Source organism: Paracandidimonas soli, assembly GCF_004342005.1.
GTDB lineage: Bacteria > Pseudomonadota > Gammaproteobacteria > Burkholderiales > Burkholderiaceae_B > Paracandidimonas > Paracandidimonas soli.
Genome location: NZ_SMBX01000003.1, coordinates 292,592 through 311,813 on the forward strand (window position 1 = coordinate 292,592; position 19,222 = coordinate 311,813).

Here is a 19,222-nt window from a genome sequence, read left to right on the forward strand (position 1 = left end):
GGGATTCAGCGTCGGGCTGAATCCCCCTCATTCATTGGGCCGCAGTGCATGCTGACAGAGTTCGGAATGGCGGGCGGTATCGGCCTGATATGTGGATGGTATCGACACGTTCCTGAAACATGTCGACGAATTGGCTTTTTATCGACATATCCGCCTACTTCCCGGCAAGCAGGCCGTCGCTGATCTTTTCGGCGATCATGATCGTGGGGATGTTTGTGTTGGCGGAGGGGAGTCGGGGCATGACGGAAGCATCCGCGACCCACAGGTTCTCCATCCCGTATACCTTGCCGTCATTGTCCACGACCGCCAGGGGATCCGTCTTCCGGCCGATGCGGCAAGTGCCGCTCGGGTGCCAGACGCCGAAGACGTTCTTCTGGACGAACTCTTCCAGCCTGGCTTCGTCTCGCAACAGATCGGGGAAGGACACGCCGTTGAGCAAAAAGGTGCGCAGCAGCCAGAACCGCAAGGGCTGGGGAGTGTCCAGCCCACGGCCGATGATGGAGGTCAGCCAGCGATTCAGCCTGGAAACACGGCTTAGCGCTTTGATGCGCGGCGAAAATGAGGCGGGAAACAGATCCCGTCGGTCCGGATTGAGAAACGGACAGACAAGGGTATCCGCAAGCCAGCGCATGCCGTCCACCATGCGGCTGAGATCCCTCGGATCCGAGAGCAGGTTGAAGTCGATGTCAGGGAAGACGTCCGGCGATGCCGACCGCAGTTTCAGCGATCCTGCGGAGTGCGGGCGATTGCACCAAAGAAAATACAGCGCGAGTCTCGCGCCTAGGGCGTGCCATCCGGCCCTGGCCGATGTACCTATGTACATGTCCGATGTTTCCTCGCGCTCCGCGCCGGAGGAGTAGCGTATGCATGCCAGGCTGGCGCGCCGATAGTCTGCCGGCAGACGCAGTTCGCGCGGCAGGTACTGGCAAAGGGTCAGTGTGGGATGATCGCGAAGATTCCTGCCGACGCCTGGCAGGTCCACGACGACAGGGATGCCAAGCCTCTCGAGATCGTTCCCCGGACCTATGCCTGCGCGCATGAGGATGGCGGGGGATTGCAGCGCACCCGCGCTGAGCACGACGCGTTGCGTCTTGGCCGTGACGAGGCTTCCCCGTGCATCGATGAACTCGACTCCAGTCACCTTGCGTCCTTCGCTGATCAGGCGGGTGACCCTGCTTTGCGCTGCTATCGTCAGGTTGGCGCGGCCGCGTGTTTGCGCGTCGAGGTAGCCGGCGGCCGTGGAGACCCGCTGGTCGTTCTGGTTCGAGAAGGCCGCCGGATATACGCCGTCCTCCAGTTCTGCGTTCTGGTCATGGCGCAAGGGAAGGCCGCGCGCGTTGAATGCTTGCGCCATGCGCCGGGGAAAAAGCGGCCAGGCGTCCGGTAGAACACGGCGTATCGGTATGGGGCCGTCCTTGCCATGTACCGCGCCGCCGTAGTCGATATCGTGCTCCAGCTTGCGGAAGTAGGGAAGGACATCGTCCCAGCTCCATTTCGTCGCTCCCATTTCCGCCCATTCCTGGTAGTCGCGGGGCAGGCCTCGGTTGGCGGACTGGACATTGATGGAGGAGCCGCCGCCCATCACCCTTGCCTGCTCATAGGCTCGGGGAGCCTCCGCTTTGCCGGAAGTGCGCGCCGTCAGTCCGGGCCAGATGTATTTGTCTCCATGGAAAAGCGGCATCGGGTAGCTGTCCAGGATCTCGTCCGGTACTTGGCCCGGAGGAGTATCGATGCCGGCCTCCAGCAGCAGGACTTTATTGGCCGGATCGGCGGATAGTCTGCTGGCAAGCACGCATCCGGCGGAACCGCCTCCGATGATGATGTAGTCGTAGACCTCTTGGAGAAGAATCGGCATATTGATCGCGGGTTTCAGTCTTTGTGGATCAGCTGATCAAGGCGGTGACCAGGAATGGCTGCCACGACAGCAGTATCATCAGAAGAATGGTGATGCCGAGGAAGGGCAGCAGGGGCCGGATGATTTCCGCGGGCCTGGCGCCTGTGACCCGGGCCGCGACATACAGCGCCGCCCCGACCGGAGGCGTCAACAGGCCCACAGTCAGATTGATGCACATGACGACGCCGAAATGGTAGGGACTGATGTCATAGACCTCGATCGCGACGGGGAGCAGGATCGGCGCAAGCAGGATCAATGCCGCAATCCCGTCCAGGACGGTGCCGACCACCAGCAGCAGCACGGTGACAAGCAGCATGAAGACAAAAGGATCCGCCGTGATGCCCTGCAGCACCGATGCAAGTTGCTGGGGCACTTTCTCGAAGACGATGACCCAGCCGAAAACGCCTGCGGCCGCCACCAGCGACAGCACGACGCCGGTATTGATACCGACGCGCATCAGCATGCCGCCGAGGCGGTCGAAATGCATTTCCTTGTGCGCGAATTTCCCGACCAGGGTGGCTGCCAGGGCGCCCAGGGCGGCGGCTTCCGTGGGAGTGGTGAGCCCGCCCAGTATGCCCACGATCATGACGGCGGGCACCAGCAGGGATGGAATGGCGGCCAGGATATTCCGAAGCTTCTGCTGCCTGCTCAACCGGATGCCGGGCGGGTAGTGGTAGCGCCAGCCGAGCAGGGCGATGACAAGGATGAAGCCTGCGGCCATCAGCACGCCGGGGATGATGCCTGCAATGAACATGTCGCCGATCGATATCTGGGCCAGTACCCCGAAAATGACGAACAGCATGGAGGGAGGGATGATGGGCGCGAGCAGCGCTCCGGCGCAAGTGGTGGCGGTTGCGAAGCCCCGCTGGTAGCCCTGGCGTTCCATTTCAGGAACCATCACCTGCGACATCACCGCAACCTGGGCGTTGGCCGATCCGACGATGGATGCCAGGAACATGTTCGCCAGGATGTTGATATAGGCGAGACCGCCCCGGATGTGGCCTATGAATACGGATGCCAGCGCAACCAGGCGTCGCGTGATGCCGCCCTCATTCATCAATTCGCCGACCAGCATGAACAAAGGAATGGCAAGCAGGCCGTAGTTCTCGATGGCCGCGAAGAACTGTTGCGGAAAGGAAAGGTATAGAACGGTATTGCCGCTGATGTAGATATAGAGCAGGGCGGTCATCGCCAGTACGAGCGCGATCGGCAGCCCGAGCATCAACAGCAGGCCGAAACTGAATGGAATCATTTATGCCTCCGTGCCAGCGGCGGCGGGCGCCGTCGCATCGGCTATCGACGATGCCGGCGTGCCCAGGGTATGAATGAGATTCGACATGCCGTGCACGCTCGTCGTGAGCGCCGTCAGGGGAATCACCAGCCAGAACCAGAATTTCCTGATGCCGAGCGTATTCGTGGTGTCTTCATAGATGAAATTGAAAGTGTCGCCCGAGAACGCATGCAGGTCGAAACCGGCCCGGATGAGCGCCAGCGGGTCGAACCAACGGTAGCTCAGCACGAGAACGATGATGCCGAACGCCAGCACAAGGATATCCGTGAGGATCTTCATGGCCTTCATCGCGCGGGGCGGCATCATGTCGACGAGCATGGTGACCGAGACCGCATCCCGGGTCTTCAGGGTCAGCGACATGCCGATCATCGCCATCCATACCATCAGCAGGATGGCCAGTTCGTCCATCCAGTAGATGGGGGTGCGGGCGGCCCTGCCCGTGGCATTGACGAGAATCATCAATGGCAGCGCGATGGCAATGCCGCGGATCAGCATGCGCTCCATGCGTGCGATGCAGTTGCTCAATCTATGAATAGTCTTCAGCATGATGGTAGTCAGAAGGTCCGGCGGTGGCGCGTGATCGTTTCAAGGCTTCCCGCTGCTTTATTTCCGGAGGGCTGCGGCTTCCTTGCGCAGCTCGGCCAGTACTGGAGTACGCTCAAGCCATATTTTTTCCCACTCGTCGAGAACGTCGCCAAAAAACTCGGGTCCGACGATTTTCACGTCGACTTTTGTGCCTTGGATGTTCTGTGCCATTTCCTTCTCGACCTTCATGTAGCTGTCGAATAATCCGTTCAAATGGTGCTTGGCGGTTTCGGCGAGAAGCTCTCGATCGGCCGGAGGAAGTTGCTGCCAGACGCGGGCGGATACCAGGCCGATGACGGGGAACATGACATGGCTGGAGTACAGCAGGGTCTGGCCTCGTTCATAGAACTTCATGCGCCATACCAGCTCCATGTCGGCATCGATACCGTCGACCTGGCCGTTCGCGAGCGAATCATAGACATCGGTTACCGGCATGGGCGTGGAGGCGGCGCCCAGCAAACGGTAGAAATCGCGCAGCGGCGGGAACGGAGTGATGCGCATCTTTCGGCCTTTGATGTCGCTCACGTCATTCGTTGGAAAGGCGTTGAGCATCAGGCGCATGGATGCCGCGCCGTAGCCGACGCCGACAGCGCCGATTTCCCGCGGCAGCCGTTCCAGCATTTTCTGCGCGGTCGGGCCATTGAGCAGCAGACCCGACTCGTGGACATCCCGTACCAGGTAGGGAGCGAAGATGGCTCCGAAGTCCGGCACGCGATTGGTGATTTCAGCGACTGTCATGAACGCCATGTCGAGCGCGCCAGTCTGTAATTGCTGCAGCATCTGCGCTTCATTGCCCAACTGACCCGCCGGGAATACCGTGACCGTATACTTGCCCTGGGATTTTTCCTTCAGGTCTTCGCCCATGGCGACGGCGGCCTTGGACCACTCGTGCGCACCGGGCACGATCAGGCCCAGGCGAAGCTCCTTGGCGGCGGATGTTGCGCTGGCCGCGATGCCAGCGGTGACGGCAAGCGTCATCAGCAATTTCTTGAGTGGCATGTCTATCTCCTCGTTGGATGGGATTCCGCGGCAGTTGCCTGCCGGTTCTTATCCCGTCATGTTAGGAGGGACTCGCGTCAAGAGCATTGGCTATGGTTCCGCATTTTTGCCATAGAGTCTTGATTTGCACGGAAATCGGGCGAATTTGCGCTGCGCCTGGTTCGGCTTCGGGGCGCTCGCACAAAAAAAGGAGGAAAAATGCGGCTAGACGGCGTCGTAGACTTGCACGACCCGGCTGTATTCACTGGGTGTCACGCCGGTATGCCCGCGGATGAAGCGGGTGAAGTGGCCCTGGTCCGAGAATCCGAGTGCCTGGGCAAGCCGGCCCACGCTTCCGTAGCCATCGGCCTGCGCCAGTTGCTTGCAGGCGATTTCAGCCCTGAGCATATTGATGAATACATTCGGCGTCATTCCTGTACAGCGCCTGAAACGCAGGAAGAATTGCGCCCGGGAGAGATGCGCCGAAGCGGCGGCTTGGGCGATGTCCAGCGGCTTGCCGATGTTCTGGTGGATATAGGCGATGGCTTTATGGATGCGCGCATCCTGCAAGTGCCGTCCATCTGGAAGTATCAACTGGCTGTGATGGCGCCATGCAGAAAAATCCTCGCAGACGGCCACCATGAGATCGAACAGGTCTGATTCCAGGCGTTCCTGGGGCATAGGGATCAGTGATAATAGCCCCCCCGTCAGATTATCGACCATGCTGCGGATACGCGACGAAATCTCCACGCAGGGATGCGGAAAGAATCGGGGATGGGATGCCACATGCAAGGGGCTGTGCAGCGAAGACATCCAGCCGGGCTCTATGTACAGCACCAGGTAGACCGTGCGCGGGAAATCGGGCTCGCTGAAGAAATAGTGCGGCTCCCAGGCGTTGACCAGAATGGCGGTGCGATCCGTGACGGGCAGCCTTTCTTCACTGACATAGAAGGCCGAGTCTGCGCCGCTGACCTTGAAGATGACATGGCATTGGGAGTGAGCATGCGGCGCCAGGGGAGTGTCCATGTCGAGCAGGGCCAATCGGCCGAACCTGCCTTGCGCAATCCTCAGGGCGGTTGTCATCTCATCTTCTTTGCCTGAATGTGAAAGAAACTACAGGAGATGGACGAAGTCCATGATCTTTGCAGTATAGAGCAGAGAGGAAATCACATGAAATCATATATATCTATCTTATATATCATTAAGGCTGATGGATATCCGGGGTAGGGCGCATCATCTGCTGATCCATGGGCTATCTCCAGGGCTATTATCACGAAAATCTCCTCCCAAGCGTCTTTCCGCCATCAACGGGAGGAGCGGAGTATCATCCCACCTTTCCATTTTTCCCGCGCTGCCCTGGCGGCCGGCGCCTTCCGTATGCCGACGAAGCTGCGACACTGGATTCAGCCTTTCCTTCCCCAGAACTTGAACATCGACGCCCGGGAAATGTGGCGCGCCCTGCTGGGCGCTGTGCTGGCGATAGGCATCACCTCATCGCTCAGCTATCTGATCAATGGATATGTCGTCAAGCACCACTGGCTGGTGTCGTCCCTGGGGGCCAGCGCGCTGCTCGTGTTCCTTCTGCCGACCAGTCCGCTGGCGCAACCCTGGCCCGTCGCCGTGGGCAATATGGTGGGGGCTTTCATCGGTGTGTCTTGCGCTGTGCTGGTGCCGCAGCCCGTCGTGGCGGTAACGATCGCCGCCGCCCTGGTGATTCCGATTACCTATTGGCTGCGCTGCGTGCATCCGCCCAGCGTCGCGCTGGCTCTGTTCGCCGCGCTGCAGGGTATCGACGAGTTTCGCTTCGTGCTGTTTCCGGTACTGTTCGATTCCTGCATTCTTGTGCTGGTGGGCATGGTCTACAACACGCTGACGGGAAAGCGCTATCCCTTGCGCCGATCGGCGGCGAAAAGCGCAGGCCCGTCGGCGCCGGCGCGCTTCGCCAGCGAAGACCTGGACGCCGCGCTGACGCGCTACAACCAGGCGCTGAACGTCAGCAGGGAAGACCTGGAAACCCTGCTTACCTATGTGGAGACGGCGGCGTTCCAGCGAATGCTGGGTGCGCGCAAAAGCGCCAGCATCATGTCTCCGGCGGTGTTCAGCATAGCTCCGGAGGCGCCGTTGCAAGATGCATGGGCGCTGATGCGGGCCAACAATATCAAGGCCTTGCCAGTGACGGACACGGACAAGCGGGTGGTCGGGATCGTGACCACGGCGGACTTCATGCGTCACGCCAAGATGGATGCGCCCGGGCAGTGGCGATCCGGCCTGATGGAGTTCATCAAAAGGCCCCGGTTCTGGAAAAAGGCGGAACCCGCGGCAGCCGTGCGCGACATCATGACGACGCCGGCGGTGACCGCGCGCGAGGATCAGTCGGTGGCGGCGCTGATTCCCCTGTTCAGCCAGGGCAGGCATCGCCACATGCCGATCGTGGATCAGGAGGACCGGCTGGCTGGCATGGTGACGCAATCGGACCTGCTGGTGGATCTGTACAGCGTCCTGGCGACCGGCCAGCCCGCGGGCAAGTAAAGCGCCGATCGATCCCGCAGCCGATGGCGCAAGCCTATCCGCTGCGGTCAGGGACGACATCCGGACCAGCAGGCCTGTCCGCCGCATGGCGCGGCCGGCAGGGCAGGCACGCTGTTCATGCGTCCCGCATCACGCGCTGCGCGCTTCCGGGAACGTCCCTACGACACCTTCGTCCTCGCGCCATATGACGACGGTGGCCGGGCGGGGGCGAGTGGCGGCAGGGCCGTCGGGCCAGGTGGAGATCGCCACTGGGCTTTCCTGTGAATCCCTGACGGAAGCGCCTTCTCCCGGATGCTGGATGTTGATGAACAGGTACCTCATATCCGGCGTCCAGGTAATGCCCGTGACTTCGCAGCCTTTGGGGCCGACCATGAAGCGGCGAATTTCCTTCGAAACCGGATCCGCCACCAGCATCTGGTTGTTGCCCTGGCCTTCGTACTCGCCCTTGTTGGAGTAGTTGCCGTCGGTCTGGATCCAGATGAGTCCGCGGGGATCGATGGCAAGGCCGTCCGGGCTGTTGAAGGTATTGTCCGGCGTGATGTTGGACGAGCCGGCGCGCAGGTCGCTGTGCTTGTTGGGGTTGCCCGCCAGCACGAAGATGTCCCATTCGAATTCCATGGCGGACGGATTGCCGCCGGCTTCGCGCCAGCGCACGATTTGCCCGTACAGGTTGCTCTCGCGCGGGTTCGCGCCGTCCGTGCCGGGATGCGCAGGGCCGCCGGGGAAGCGCGCCTTGTCGCTACCGCGGGACTTGTTGTTGGTCAGGGTGACATAGGCCTCGCGCGTGGCCGGGTGGACGGCGACCCATTCCGGGCGGTCCATGGGAGTGGCGCCGACGGCGTCCGCGGCCTGGCGGGTCTTGATCAGCAGTTCGCCCAGGTCGTTGTTGAAGTGATCTCCCAGGCGGCGGCCGTCCAGGGCGATGGTGTCCAGCGTCAGCGGGACCCAGCGGCCCGTGCCTGCGAAATCGTCGCTGCCCTGGGCGTCGCTGAAGATGGCGACGTGGAGCGTTCCTGTTTCCAGCAGCTTGCGGTTCTGTTCGGGGCGGGCGGGATCATACTTGCCGTCGGAAACGAACTTGTAGAGGTACTCGCTGACCTGATCGTCACCCATGTAGACGACGATACGCTTGTCGTCCGCCAGCGTAATGGCGGCATTTTCGTGCTTGAAGCGTCCGAGCGCCGTCAGCTTGCGGGGAGTGGATTGCGGATCGAATGGATCGATCTCCACGATCCAGCCGAAGCGGTTGGATTCGTTGGGTTCCTGCGTCCAGTCGAAGCGTGTGTCGTGCGTATCCCAGCGGTAATCGTCGCTGGCCGTCTTTTCGCTGCCCTTGTAGCGCTGCAGATGGGCTTTCTGCTCGGCATCGGCATAATCGGCGTCGGCTTCGTTCTTCTCGCCGATCCCGAAATAGTCGGTGAAGTTTTCTTCACAGGTCAGGTAGGTGTTCCAGTAAGTGAAGCCGTTGCCGCAGTTGCCATAGGTGCCGTAGACATGACGGCCTTCCGGATCGGCCTTGGTGCGCGCCAGACGGTTGCCGGCGGCGGGGCCGACCAGCTCCATGCGCGTGGTGGCATTGATGCTGCGGTTGTAGCGCGAGTCCAGCACGCGCTCCCACCTGCCGTCGGCATTCAGGCGCATGTGCTGCACGGATGCGCCCTGGGCATGCTGCGATTTGCGTACCCAGTCCAGGCTCCATCCTTGCTTGCCGGGCTCCACGCCCTTGGGAAAGAAGAAGTGCGGCGTAATGTATTCGTGATTCGTCGCCAGCAGGCCTTCGCGGCTGCTGCCGTTCTGGCTGTCCGTGGCGTCGATGGGGAAGAAGTGCATGCCGTCGTGGTTGTAGCCGATCTGCTGGGCCTGGGCATCGCCGCCATCGCTGGCATCGCCTTTGAATGCGGGAGAGTGCGTATGCAGTTTGTCGCCCCAGCGGTTGATGACGGCGTGTGCATATCCTGGGGGCAGCGTGATCGTGTCTTGCGTACTGCTGGCGATGCCCGTGAATGCCTTGAGTTCTTCCGGATCGAAGACAGGCAGGCCAGATTGCGCGTAGCCGATGCGGGACGCGCTGGCACAGGCGGAAAGCCCCAGCCCGAAGAAGCCGATGGCGCCCAGGCCCAGGCCGGTCTTCAGGAAACCGCGCCGCGATGCCACGTTCTGCACGATGTCGCTGAAGGGCTGGGCCTGCGAGCGGTTGGCCGGGATGTCGTCGAGGTCGAAATTGTCCATTCTCTGGTGTTCCTGCATTGTTGAAGGAGTCCATGGGGTGTCCATGTGCAGGAACGTATTGTTGCGGCGCTGGATGACAGCATTGTGAAGGTCATTGAGAAAAAAGGTGGTGCGAGGTACGGGAATATGACGCATGGGGCGGCTGGCCAGGCTCCCGGGCGCGAGGCGGCTTCATGTTTATCAAGAATTGTTCAGTCGAGACATTCGCAGGGCGGATCGGGGTATGCTGTCAGGCGTATGGACTGGCCGTGCGTTCCTGCCTGATGCAAAGCGTTTTCCGGCGTCGGACATGATTCGGCCGCAATCGTGCCTTGCGCGATGTTTTCAAGGAGCTACCGATGAAGCGTTTACTTGCCGTTCTGCCTGTCGTGCTGCTGGCTGCCTGCCAGTCTCCCTCTGGTTCGCAAGATCCGGAAAAGCAGGCCGACACCTGCGGCTATTCGACCCGCCAGACCCTGGTGGGTCTGCCTGCGGCGGAGATCAATGAGTCCTCCCTGCCTCCCGGCACGCGGATCCTGCATCCGAATACCGCGGCAACCATGGACTATCGCCTCGAGCGCCTGAATATCCGCGTGAATGCCGATGGCATCGTGGAAAGCGTGTCCTGCGGCTGATCGCAAAGGTCAAGCGTGCAAGACAGAGGGGCGCTCGAATGCATCGAGCGCCCCTCGTCTCTCCAGGCGTGTTTTTCAGTCCAACTGGATGCCCAGATTGCGGATGATGCCGCCAAGCCGCTCGGCTTCCGAGAGTACCAGGGCATCGAACTCTTCAGGCGTGCCGCCGACGACATCGCTGCCGATTTCTTCCCAGCGCTTGGCAAACAAAGAGGGAGGCGAGACCCGCTGGGCTGGACGGGCGTTCACTGGAGAGACCGTGAATCGGGCGTTATTTCACCTGCTGCTTGTTCAGCTTGCGCGCCAGCGTACGGCGATGCATGCCCAGGCGGCGTGCCGTCTCCGAGATGTTGAACCCTGTCTGGGCCAGGGTTTCGTGGATGCGCTCCCATTCCAGCGTCTTGATGGAGGATTGCCGCATGGTGACCTCCATGTCGGTGACCCCTTCGGAGCGATGGAAGGCCGCTTCTATGTCGTCCGTGTTGGACGGCTTGGCCAGGTAGTGGCAGGCGCCCAGCTTGATGGCTTCCACCGCCGTCGCGATGCTGGCGAATCCAGTCAGCACCACGATCAGCATATCGGCGCTGTGTCTGTGCAGGGCCTGCACGCAAGACAGGCCGGAAGCTTCGCCCTTGAGTTTCAGGTCGACCACGGCGTAGCGCGGCGTTTCTTCCAGCAGCAGCCGTTCGGTGGCCTCGAGGCTGTTGGCGGACATGACGCGATAGCCCCGGCGCTCGAAGGAGCGGCCCAGCGTGCGCGCAAAAGCAGCGTCGTCCTCGACGATGAGCAGGCCGAGTTTCCGGCCGCTTGCCAGCCCTTCGGTCGAGCTGCGCTCTTCGGCAGGGCGGGATGCTTGCGCAGCGGGAGAGTCGCCTGCGTTGTCTTCAGCCGTCTGCGGCGTCATAGGTATCCTCGTCTAGCGTGATGGCGGAAAGCGGCAGCGTCAGGGTGACGGAAGCGCCGCCGTATATCAGGTTCTGCGCGGTGATGCTGCCGCCCAGCGTGCGCGCTACGTTCATCGACAGAAACAGGCCGAGTCCGCCGCCCGGCTTGCCTTTGCTGGAGTGGTACGGCTTGCCCAGGTTGGCGAGAATATCGGCGTCGAAGCCCTGGCCGCCGTCCAGCACGGTAAGGATCAGCTGCTCGTCCTGCCGACTGACGATGACGCGCAGCCAGTCTGGCGAGGCTTCCAGCGCATTGTCCAGCACATTGCAGATCATCTGCTTGAGCGCGGTATCGGACATGATGGGCAGGTCCTCGCCGAACCGGTTCTCAAAGACCAGGCGCCTGGGCTGGCGCAATGTGCGCCATTCTTCGATCAGTTCTTCCAGGAAGGTGTGGACCGTGCTTTCCGTAAGCACATCGCCGCGGGCTTCTCCGGCCGACAGCAGTATGCCGTTGACGATGGACTTGCAGCGCAGCACCTGGGCCTGCATTTCGCCGATCTCCTGTTTCATCTCCGCGTCGCCGGAGAAGGCGGGGCTGTGCTGCCAGTCCCCCAGGATGACAGCCATTGTCGACAGAGGGGTGCCCAGCTCATGGGCCGCGCCCGAGGCCAGCAGGCCCATCCGCACGATGTGCTCTTCTTCGGCCGCCTGCTGGCGCATGGCGGCCAGGTGGATGTCGCGGGCGCGCAGGTTGCGGCTGATGCGGGTGATGAATACGACGATCAGCGCAGCGTTCAGCAGGAAGCTGATGACGAGGCCCTGAACGTACAGGCTGCCGATGCCTTGTTCGTGGTCGAAGGCCAGCGCAAGCGGCTGGCTGGAAAGCGCAAGGAACAGAATGCAGGAGACGGCGGACGCGACCAGGATCCAGGTGGACCAGGGCCGCAGGAGCATGGCCGCCAGCGTCAGCTGCAGCAGATACAGGAAGACGAAGGGATTGGAGATGCCTCCGCTGAAATACAGCTGAGCGGTCAGGACCAGGACATCGAGCAGCAGCGCAGCAAACAACTCCCGGTTATGGACGGGCTGCCGCAGGCGGAGCCGCAATATGCTTACCGCGTTGAAGACCGCGAGCAGCAGGACCAGCGACAGCATCCAGCCCAGCGGCAGGGCGATGCCGAGCAGGTAGCGGACGGAGAGGATGGTGACGACCTGGCCCAGCACGGCGATCCAGCGCAGCTGGATCAATTGCTGCATGTTCTTGCGGCCCGCGCCGCCGCCGTCGTCGAGCGGCGAGTGTCCGGGATAGGGGCGGACGGGCGCGCCGGCGGCAAAAACGTTCGGGGAATCGTGCTCTATCGCATGGTTCATAATGAAGAAGTGTAGGCTTTTTTGCCGTGCGCGGCGCGGCCAGCCGAGCGCGCGGCGGGGGGGCTTCTATTTCCGACGGCGCAAACGGTACTCTTCGCGCCATACGTATGCGCTTGCCAGCGCAACCATCAGCGCCAGGCCGTACCAGGTCAGGATGTAGGTCAGGTGGTTGTTGCTGAAGGTGACGACGGTCAGGCCGGAGACGGGGAGATCGCTGTCGGGGATGCGTGCCCGTCCGGACGCCATCGCCTCCATCAGGTGCGGATCGACGGCGCGGGAAACAGGCGGCTGGTCCTGGGACAGGAAGGGGGCGGGATCCAGATCCACGAAATAGGGGGCGACATCCCGAAGCCCCCGGCTGGCGGCGATCTGTATCACGTCGCGTGAATGCCAGCGGTCGGCGCCGGGATCATTGTTGCGCAGGAAGCCGCCGCCAGGTTCGGTCAGGCGCAGCAGCCCCGTGATGGTGACCGAACCCGAAGGTTCGCCGCTGCGCCGCCAGGCGCCGTCCTGCTGTCCTTGCGGCACGAAGCCCCGGTTGACCAGCACGATACCGCCATCCGCGAGCTGCAGCGGCGTGATGGCCCAGAAGCCCGCGCCCAGCGCCGTGGTGGCTTGGACGAAGGCAAGGTCGTCGTGCCGGTATACGCCTGTCAGCCGGATGCGGCGGTACTCGTCGCGGCTGACGGAAATGCCGTCCCAGTCCCGGCGCGCGGGGGCTTCGACAGCGGGCGCGTGTATGCGCTCATCCACGCGCTCAAGCAGGTCCAGCTTCCAGGCGCGGCGTTCGACCTGCCAGTTGCCCAGCGAGATGAAGCCGATGAAAGAGGCGAGCGCGATCAGGCTCCAGAGGCACAGCGCCCAGGTACGCATGGGCTTGCGCGTCGGTGTGGCGTTTCGGGGGGAAGGGGAATGCTTGTCGTTCACGGCAGCCTTCTGGAAGGGGGATCAGCCGGAAGCCGGTCTGCGGAATGAGACTGTACTGCGAAAGAGGCGCCGCCTGCCACGGCAAGGCGGCGAAGCGGGGATCGCCGCGGGAAGCGAGCGATCCCCGGATCCGTATCAGAGCATGTTCTTCATGTCGTGGATCATGTCGGGCATCATGTTCGTGTTCAGGTGGTACATCACCCAGAGCGAGCCTACCAGCGCGATGAGCACCACGATGATCGTGAAGATCAATGCCAGCATGTTCCAGCCGCCTTCCGCGCGCGGATTCATGTGCAGGAAGTAGACGATGTGCACGATCATCTGGACGGCGCCCAGCCCCAGGATGATCAGCGCCGTCTGTCCCGAGCTTTCCAGCACGTTGCCCATGACCAGCCAGAACGGAATGACGGTCAGGATGACGGCCAGGATGAAGCCGGTCATGTAGCCGCGGAAAGTGATCTCTCCGTGGCCGTCGTCGTGGTGGTCGTGGTGATCGTCGTGTGCGTGGTTCTGATTGGCGTGGGCGCTCATGGCAGGACTCCCATCAGGTAGACAAAGGAGAAGACGGCGATCCAGATCAGGTCGAGGAAGTGCCAGAACATGGAGAGGCACATCAGGCGGCGGCGGTTCGCCGGGATCAGGCCGTGCTTGTTGAGCTGGAACAGCAGGGTGACCAGCCAGATCACGCCGAAGGCGACGTGCAGGCCGTGCGTGCCGACCAGGGCGAAGAATGCCGACAGGAAGGCGCTGCGCTGGGGTACTGCGCCGACGTTGATCAGGTGATGGAACTCATACAGCTCCAGGCCCAGGAAGGCCAGGCCGAACAGGCCGGTGACGGCCAGCCAGCCCATGGCCGCCTTCAGGCGGTTGCGCTGGGCTTCCAGCATGCAGAAGCCGTAGGTGATGGACGACAGCAGCAGCATGGCCGTGTTCAGCGCGACCAGTTGCAGGTCGAACAGGTCGGCGCCCGACGGGCCAGCCGCGTAGTTGCGGCCGACGACGGCGTAGACTGCGAACAGGCAGGCGAAGATCAGGCAGTCGCTCATCAGGTAGATCCAGAAACCGAGCGAGGTGCCGTTCTGGGGGTGATGTTCCTTCTTCAGGAAGAAGGCCAGCTTGCCGGGGGCGTCCGCTGCGCCCGGATGTTGGATGACAGTGGAATCAGACATGGTTCGTTGCAAGTTGACGTGTACGTTCGGCTTCGACTTCGGCGATTTCTTCCGCAGGGATGTGGTAATCGCGGTCGTAGTTGAAGGTATGGTAGATGGCGCCGGCGACGATGGCCGCGAAGGCGATGCCGGCGACCAGCCACATATGCCAGATCAGCGCGAAGCCGCACAGCAGGCTCAGACCAGCAAGGATAATGCCTGCTCCGGTATTGCGCGGCATGTGCACGGGCAGGAAACCGTCCAGGGGGCGTTCCGCCTTGTTCTGCTTCATGTGCCACCATGTGTCGCTTTCATGCACCAGCGGCGTGAAGGCGAAGTTGTAGTTGGGAGGGGGGGAAGACGTGGCCCACTCCAGCGTGCGTCCGTCCCAGGGGTCGCCGCTGGTGTCGCGCAGCTGGTCGCGGCGCAGGTAGCTGACCACGAGCTGGATCAGGAAGCAAGCGATGCCCAACGCGATCAGGAACGCGCCGAAGGCTGCGATCTGGAACCAGATCTGCAGGGAGGGATCCTCGAAATGGCTGAGGCGGCGCGTCACTCCCATGAAACCCAGGACATACAGGGGCGTAAAGGCGAACCAGAAGCCGATGACCCAGAACCAGAACGAGCACTTGCCCCAGAATGGATCGAGCTTGTAGCCGAAGGCCTTGGGGAACCAGTAGACGATGGCGGCAAAGATGCCGAACACCACGCCGCCGATGATGACGTTGTGGAAGTGGGCGATCAGGAACAGGCTGTTGTGCAGCACGAAATCGGCTGGCGGAATGGCCAGCATCACGCCTGTCATGCCGCCGATGACGAAGGTCAGCATGAAGGCCACGGTCCACATCATGGGCAATTCGAAGTGGATGCGTCCGCGGTACATGGTGAACAGCCAGTTGAACACCTTCGCTCCGGTCGGAATCGAGATGATCATGGTGGCGATGCCGAAGAACGAGTTCACGCTGGCGCCGGCGCCCATGGTGAAGAAGTGGTGCAGCCAGACCAGATAGGAAAGCACGGTGATGACGACTGTTGCATACACCATTGAGGTATAGCCGAACAGCCGCTTGCGGGAGTAGGTGGCCACGACTTCCGAGAACACGCCGAACAGCGGCAGGATCAGGATGTAGACTTCCGGGTGGCCCCAGATCCAGATCAGGTTGATGTACATCATCGGGTTGCCGCCCAGATCATTCGTGAAGAAATTCATGTCCAGGTAGCGGTCGAGCGTCAGCAGGCCGAGCACCGCCGTCAGCACCGGGAAGGTGGCGACGATCAGCACGTTGGCGCACAGCGACGTCCATGTGAACACCGGCATCTTCATCATGCTCATGCCGGGGGCGCGCATCTTGATGATGGTGACAATCAGGTTGATGCCCGACAGCGTCGTTCCTATCCCCGCTATCTGCAGGGACCAGATGTAGTAATCCATCCCCACGCTCGGGCTGTGCTCGATACCCGACAGAGGCGGATAGGCCAGCCATCCTGTAGTGGAGAACTCACCGATGAACAGGGAGATCATCACTAATACTGCGCCGGCGGTCGTCATCCAGAAACTGAAGTTGTTCAGGAACGGAAACGACACGTCGCGGGCGCCGATCTGCAGGGGAACGACATAGTTCATCAGGCCCGTGATCAGCGGCATCGCCACAAAGAAGATCATGATCACGCCGTGCGCCGTGAAGATCTGGTCGTAGTGGTGCGGCGGCAGGTAGCCGGTCGAGTCGCCGAAGGCGATGGCCTGCTGGATGCGCATCATGATGGCGTCGGCGAAGCCGCGCAGCAGCATGACCAGGCCGAGGATCATGTACATGATCCCGATCTTCTTGTGGTCGATGCTGGTGAACCATTCACGCCACAGGTAGCTCCAGGCCTTGTAGTAGGTCAGGGCGCCGACCAGAACGAGGCCGCCGAGCACGACGGCCGCGAAAGTGGCGATGAGGATGGGTTCATGGAAGGGAATGGCATCCCATCCCAGTTTCCCTAGCAGTAGCGTTTTAAAGTCCATGAGTCAGACGTCAGCAGAGATGGAAAAAGGCTTGCGCCGCGTTCCCGCATCGCCTGGAACAGGACCGATGCGCGGAGCGGCGGCACGGAAACAAACGGTCTTACAGCGATGCGTTCATCGTATCCAGCGACGTGAAGGCGGGATCGTTGACGGTGCAGATGGCGCTGACGTAGATACGTTCGCGCACGCTTTCCAGGCCGAGGCGGGCGCGGGTGGCGGCGTCCAGCTTGGCAAGATTGATGGTGCCGGGCAGGCCGAGGCCGCCCTGCTTGTCGATAGTCATGATGTCGCGCATGCACATGCGGTTGGGCTCCACGCAACGGTTCAGGATGGCGTCGTACAGGCCGTTGGCCACGCTGCCGTAGTAGCGTACCGGCTCGCGCTCGCTGGGGGCTTCCAGCTGCAGGTATGTTGTGCGGCTGAGCTCGTCGCTGCTTTGCCTGACGCGCTCGACCCACTGGCCGAATCCGGCGTCGTCCATACCGTGGAACTGGAAATGCATGCCGGAGAAACCCGCGCCGCTGTAGTTGGCGGAAAAGCCCTTGTAGGTTCCGGGTTCGTTGATGACCGCGTGCAGCTTGGTCTGCATGCCGGCCATGGTGTAGACCTGGCCCGCCAGCGCGGGGATATAGAAGGAATTCATCACGCTCGACGAGGTCATGTGGAACGTGATGGGGCGGTCGACCGGGGCGGCCAGCTCATTGACGGTGGCGATGCCGTATTCCGGATACAGGAACAGCCATTTCCAGTCCAGAGCCACGACTTCCACGACCAGGGGCTGGGCGTCGGCGGGCACGGGCCTGTCGGCGGCGATGCGGTCCAGCGGACGATAGGGATCGAGCTTGTGCGTGCTGACCCAGGTAATGGCGCCCAGGGCGATGATGATCAGCAGGGGGATGGACCAGACGACCAGCTCGATCTTGGTCGAGTGGTCCCACTCGGGGGAGTAGGTTGCGTCCTTGTTCGATGCCCGGTAGCGCCAGGCGAAGACGACGGTGAGGATCATGACCGGGATGATGACGATCAGCATCAGGGCAACGGAAATGTAGATCAGATCGCGTTGCTGGATGGCAATGTCGCCGGAGGGGGACAGCACGACTGCCTTGCAGCCGGACAAAAGAGCGGCAAAAACCAGGAGTGGGAGGGTTCGTAGCATCTTGAAGTTACTTGCGACGTAAGGTTACCAAGCTTGAGTTTGGTGCCATGAAGAAAAATGCAGAATATACTTGAACCACGAATGCAGGAAATTGGACATTTTGTCCTATGGTGCATTAGCGGCAAAAAAAGAAGCCGTCGCGCCGATTTTGTCTTTGATCCGGGTCAAGGGGAACTCGATATGATAACAGCTTCAGCTCAGGCCGCAGTCATGCCGGCACCGCAACCGGCCTCAGGCCATTCCGATGTCGCACCCAGCGATATCGCCGTCGGCGTCATCATTGGGCGAGCGTCCGAGTACTTCGATTTCTTCGTCTACGGCCTGGCTTCGGTGCTGGTATTTCCGTCGCTGTTCTTCCCGTTTGCGGATCCTTTGACGGGCATTTTGTACTCGTTCGCCATCTTTGCGCTGGCTTTCATTGCGCGCCCGTTCGGCACGGCGCTGTTCATGAACATCCAGCGGCGCTGGGGGCGCAGCGCCAAGCTGACCATTGCGTTGTTCCTGCTGGGCACGGCCACTGCGGGCATCGCCTTCCTGCCGACCCATGCGTCGATCGGTTCCGTGGCCATCCTGCTGCTGGCGCTGTTCCGCATCCTGCAGGGGGTGGCATTCGGGGGATCCTGGGACGGGCTGCCGTCGCTGCTGGCGCTGAATGCGCCCAAACAGCGGCGCGGCTGGTACGCCATGATGGGACAGTTGGGCGCGCCGATCGGCTTCCTGGTCGCCAGCGCCCTGTTCCTGTACCTGCATTCCACGCTGACCAGGGAGGAATTCCTGGGCTGGGGCTGGCGCTATCCGTTCTTCGTGGCCATGGCCATCAACGTGGTGGCCTTGTTCGCGCGCCTGCGCCTGGTCATGACGGAGGAATACACGCAGTTGCTGGAAGAGCGCGAGCTCGAACCTATCGCCACTTCCGAGATGCTGCGCGGGCAGGGATACAACCTGTTCATCGGCGCGTTTGCCGCGCTGGCCAGCTATGCCCTGTTCCACCTGGTGACCATCTTCCCTCTGTCATGGATCGCCCTGCAGGAAACGCAAGCCATCAATGATGTGCTGTTCATCCAGATCCTGGGCGCGGGTGTCGGCATCGTGGCGACCGTGGCGTCGGGCGTGTTGGCGGACCGCATCGGCCGCCGGACCACGCTGGCGCTGCTTGCGCTGCTGATCGGCGTGTTCAGCCTGTTTGCTCCCGCATTGCTCAACGGCGGGGCGGTGGGACAGGATGCCTTCATCCTGATCGGCTTTGCGCTGCTGGGGCTGTCCTATGGCCAGTCCTCAGGTACGGTGACGGCCAACTTCTCGCCCCGTTTCCGTTATACGGGAGCGGCATTGACCTCGGACCTGGCCTGGCTGCTGGGCGCCGCATTCGCGCCGCTGGTGGCGCTGGGGCTGTCGGCGCATTTCGGGCTGGTCTACCTGAGCGTCTATCTGATGTCAGGAGCCGCTTGTACCTTGCTGGCATTGTGGATCAACCGCAAGATCAAGCCGCTGACCCTGCGCAAGCGTCCGGCGTGAGATCGTCCCGGCCGGTCGGCATGTGTTGACGACGGCGGAAACGACAGACCGCCCCCGGGCGCCGGACTTGTTAATCCGGCGCCCGGGGGC

The 19,222-nt window shown here is 61.9% G+C and carries 17 protein-coding genes; 3 read left to right on the forward strand and 14 right to left on the reverse strand.

Going from position 1 to position 19,222, the window contains the following annotated elements; genetic code table 11:
• Window positions 1-154: 154 nt before the first annotated feature.
• The 5 genes from EV686_RS08380 to EV686_RS08400 form a co-directional block, all read right to left on the reverse strand.
• Window positions 155-1,855, reverse strand: coding sequence for a GMC family oxidoreductase (locus tag EV686_RS08380; protein ID WP_132475546.1), 1,701 nt, complete (start codon window positions 1,853-1,855; stop codon window positions 155-157).
• Window positions 1,856-1,883: 28 nt separating this feature from the next.
• Window positions 1,884-3,146, reverse strand: coding sequence for a TRAP transporter large permease (locus EV686_RS08385; RefSeq protein ID WP_132475549.1), 1,263 nt, complete (start codon window positions 3,144-3,146; stop codon window positions 1,884-1,886).
• A complete protein-coding gene (locus EV686_RS08390; protein WP_132475552.1) occupies window positions 3,147-3,731 on the reverse strand; it encodes a TRAP transporter small permease in 585 nt (194 codons plus the stop codon). It lies immediately after the preceding gene.
• A 57-nt stretch (window positions 3,732-3,788) separates the two neighbouring features.
• Window positions 3,789-4,769, reverse strand: coding sequence for a TRAP transporter substrate-binding protein (locus EV686_RS08395; RefSeq protein WP_132475555.1), 981 nt, complete (start codon window positions 4,767-4,769; stop codon window positions 3,789-3,791).
• A gap of 204 nt (window positions 4,770-4,973) precedes the next feature.
• Window positions 4,974-5,831 (reverse strand): helix-turn-helix domain-containing protein, encoded by an 858-nt coding sequence (locus tag EV686_RS08400; RefSeq protein WP_132475558.1) that lies wholly within the window; start codon window positions 5,829-5,831, stop codon window positions 4,974-4,976.
• A gap of 294 nt (window positions 5,832-6,125) precedes the next feature.
• On the opposite strand from EV686_RS08400, the gene EV686_RS08405 reads away from it, so the two are divergent.
• Entirely contained in the window at window positions 6,126-7,277 is a 1,152-nt protein-coding gene (locus EV686_RS08405) for an HPP family protein (protein ID WP_132475561.1), read from the forward strand.
• 129 nt (window positions 7,278-7,406) lie between these two features.
• On the opposite strand, the gene EV686_RS08410 is transcribed toward EV686_RS08405, so the two are convergent.
• Window positions 7,407-9,506, reverse strand: coding sequence for a PhoX family protein (locus EV686_RS08410; protein ID WP_132475564.1), 2,100 nt, complete (start codon window positions 9,504-9,506; stop codon window positions 7,407-7,409).
• A gap of 338 nt (window positions 9,507-9,844) precedes the next feature.
• Here EV686_RS08410 and EV686_RS08415 point away from each other — a divergent pair, with 338 nt between their 5' ends.
• On the forward strand, window positions 9,845-10,120 hold the full coding sequence (locus EV686_RS08415) for an I78 family peptidase inhibitor (RefSeq protein WP_132475567.1): 276 nt from the start codon (window positions 9,845-9,847) through the stop codon (window positions 10,118-10,120).
• A 75-nt stretch (window positions 10,121-10,195) separates the two neighbouring features.
• Here EV686_RS08415 and EV686_RS08420 read toward each other — a convergent pair whose 3' ends face one another.
• The 8 genes from EV686_RS08420 to cyoA all read right to left on the reverse strand — a co-directional run bounded on the left by EV686_RS08420 (window position 10,196) and on the right by cyoA (window position 17,617).
• The gene (locus EV686_RS08420; RefSeq protein WP_243650801.1) at window positions 10,196-10,369 is read right to left on the reverse strand and encodes a hypothetical protein; all 174 of its coding nucleotides are present in this window, start codon (window positions 10,367-10,369) and stop codon (window positions 10,196-10,198) included.
• A gap of 22 nt (window positions 10,370-10,391) precedes the next feature.
• Entirely contained in the window at window positions 10,392-11,024 is a 633-nt protein-coding gene (locus tag EV686_RS08425) for a response regulator transcription factor (RefSeq protein WP_132475570.1), read from the reverse strand.
• Window positions 11,005-12,378, reverse strand: a complete 1,374-nt coding sequence (locus EV686_RS08430; protein ID WP_132475573.1) for an ATP-binding protein — start codon at window positions 12,376-12,378, stop codon at window positions 11,005-11,007. Before EV686_RS08430 ends, EV686_RS08425 begins: the two co-directional genes overlap by 20 nt.
• 66 nt (window positions 12,379-12,444) lie before the next feature.
• Window positions 12,445-13,305: an SURF1 family protein gene (locus EV686_RS08435; protein ID WP_243650802.1), complete on the reverse strand. Its 861-nt coding sequence runs from the start codon at window positions 13,303-13,305 to the stop codon at window positions 12,445-12,447.
• 135 nt (window positions 13,306-13,440) lie between these two features.
• Complete coding sequence (gene cyoD / locus EV686_RS08440; protein ID WP_132475576.1) at window positions 13,441-13,836, reverse strand: cytochrome o ubiquinol oxidase subunit IV; 396 nt, start codon at window positions 13,834-13,836, stop codon at window positions 13,441-13,443.
• The gene (gene cyoC, locus EV686_RS08445) at window positions 13,833-14,474 is read right to left on the reverse strand and encodes a cytochrome o ubiquinol oxidase subunit III (RefSeq protein ID WP_132475579.1); all 642 of its coding nucleotides are present in this window, start codon (window positions 14,472-14,474) and stop codon (window positions 13,833-13,835) included. The genes cyoD and cyoC overlap by 4 nt, the downstream gene beginning before the upstream one ends.
• A complete protein-coding gene (cyoB, locus tag EV686_RS08450; protein WP_132475582.1) occupies window positions 14,467-16,461 on the reverse strand; it encodes a cytochrome o ubiquinol oxidase subunit I in 1,995 nt (664 codons plus the stop codon). The genes cyoC and cyoB overlap by 8 nt, the downstream gene beginning before the upstream one ends.
• A 100-nt stretch (window positions 16,462-16,561) precedes the next feature.
• On the reverse strand, window positions 16,562-17,617 hold the full coding sequence (cyoA, locus tag EV686_RS08455; RefSeq protein ID WP_132475585.1) for a ubiquinol oxidase subunit II: 1,056 nt from the start codon (window positions 17,615-17,617) through the stop codon (window positions 16,562-16,564).
• Window positions 17,618-17,827: 210 nt separating this feature from the next.
• Here cyoA and EV686_RS08460 point away from each other — a divergent pair, with 210 nt between their 5' ends.
• Window positions 17,828-19,132, forward strand: a complete 1,305-nt coding sequence (locus EV686_RS08460) for an MFS transporter (protein WP_243650803.1) — start codon at window positions 17,828-17,830, stop codon at window positions 19,130-19,132.
• Window positions 19,133-19,222: the final 90 nt, after the last annotated feature.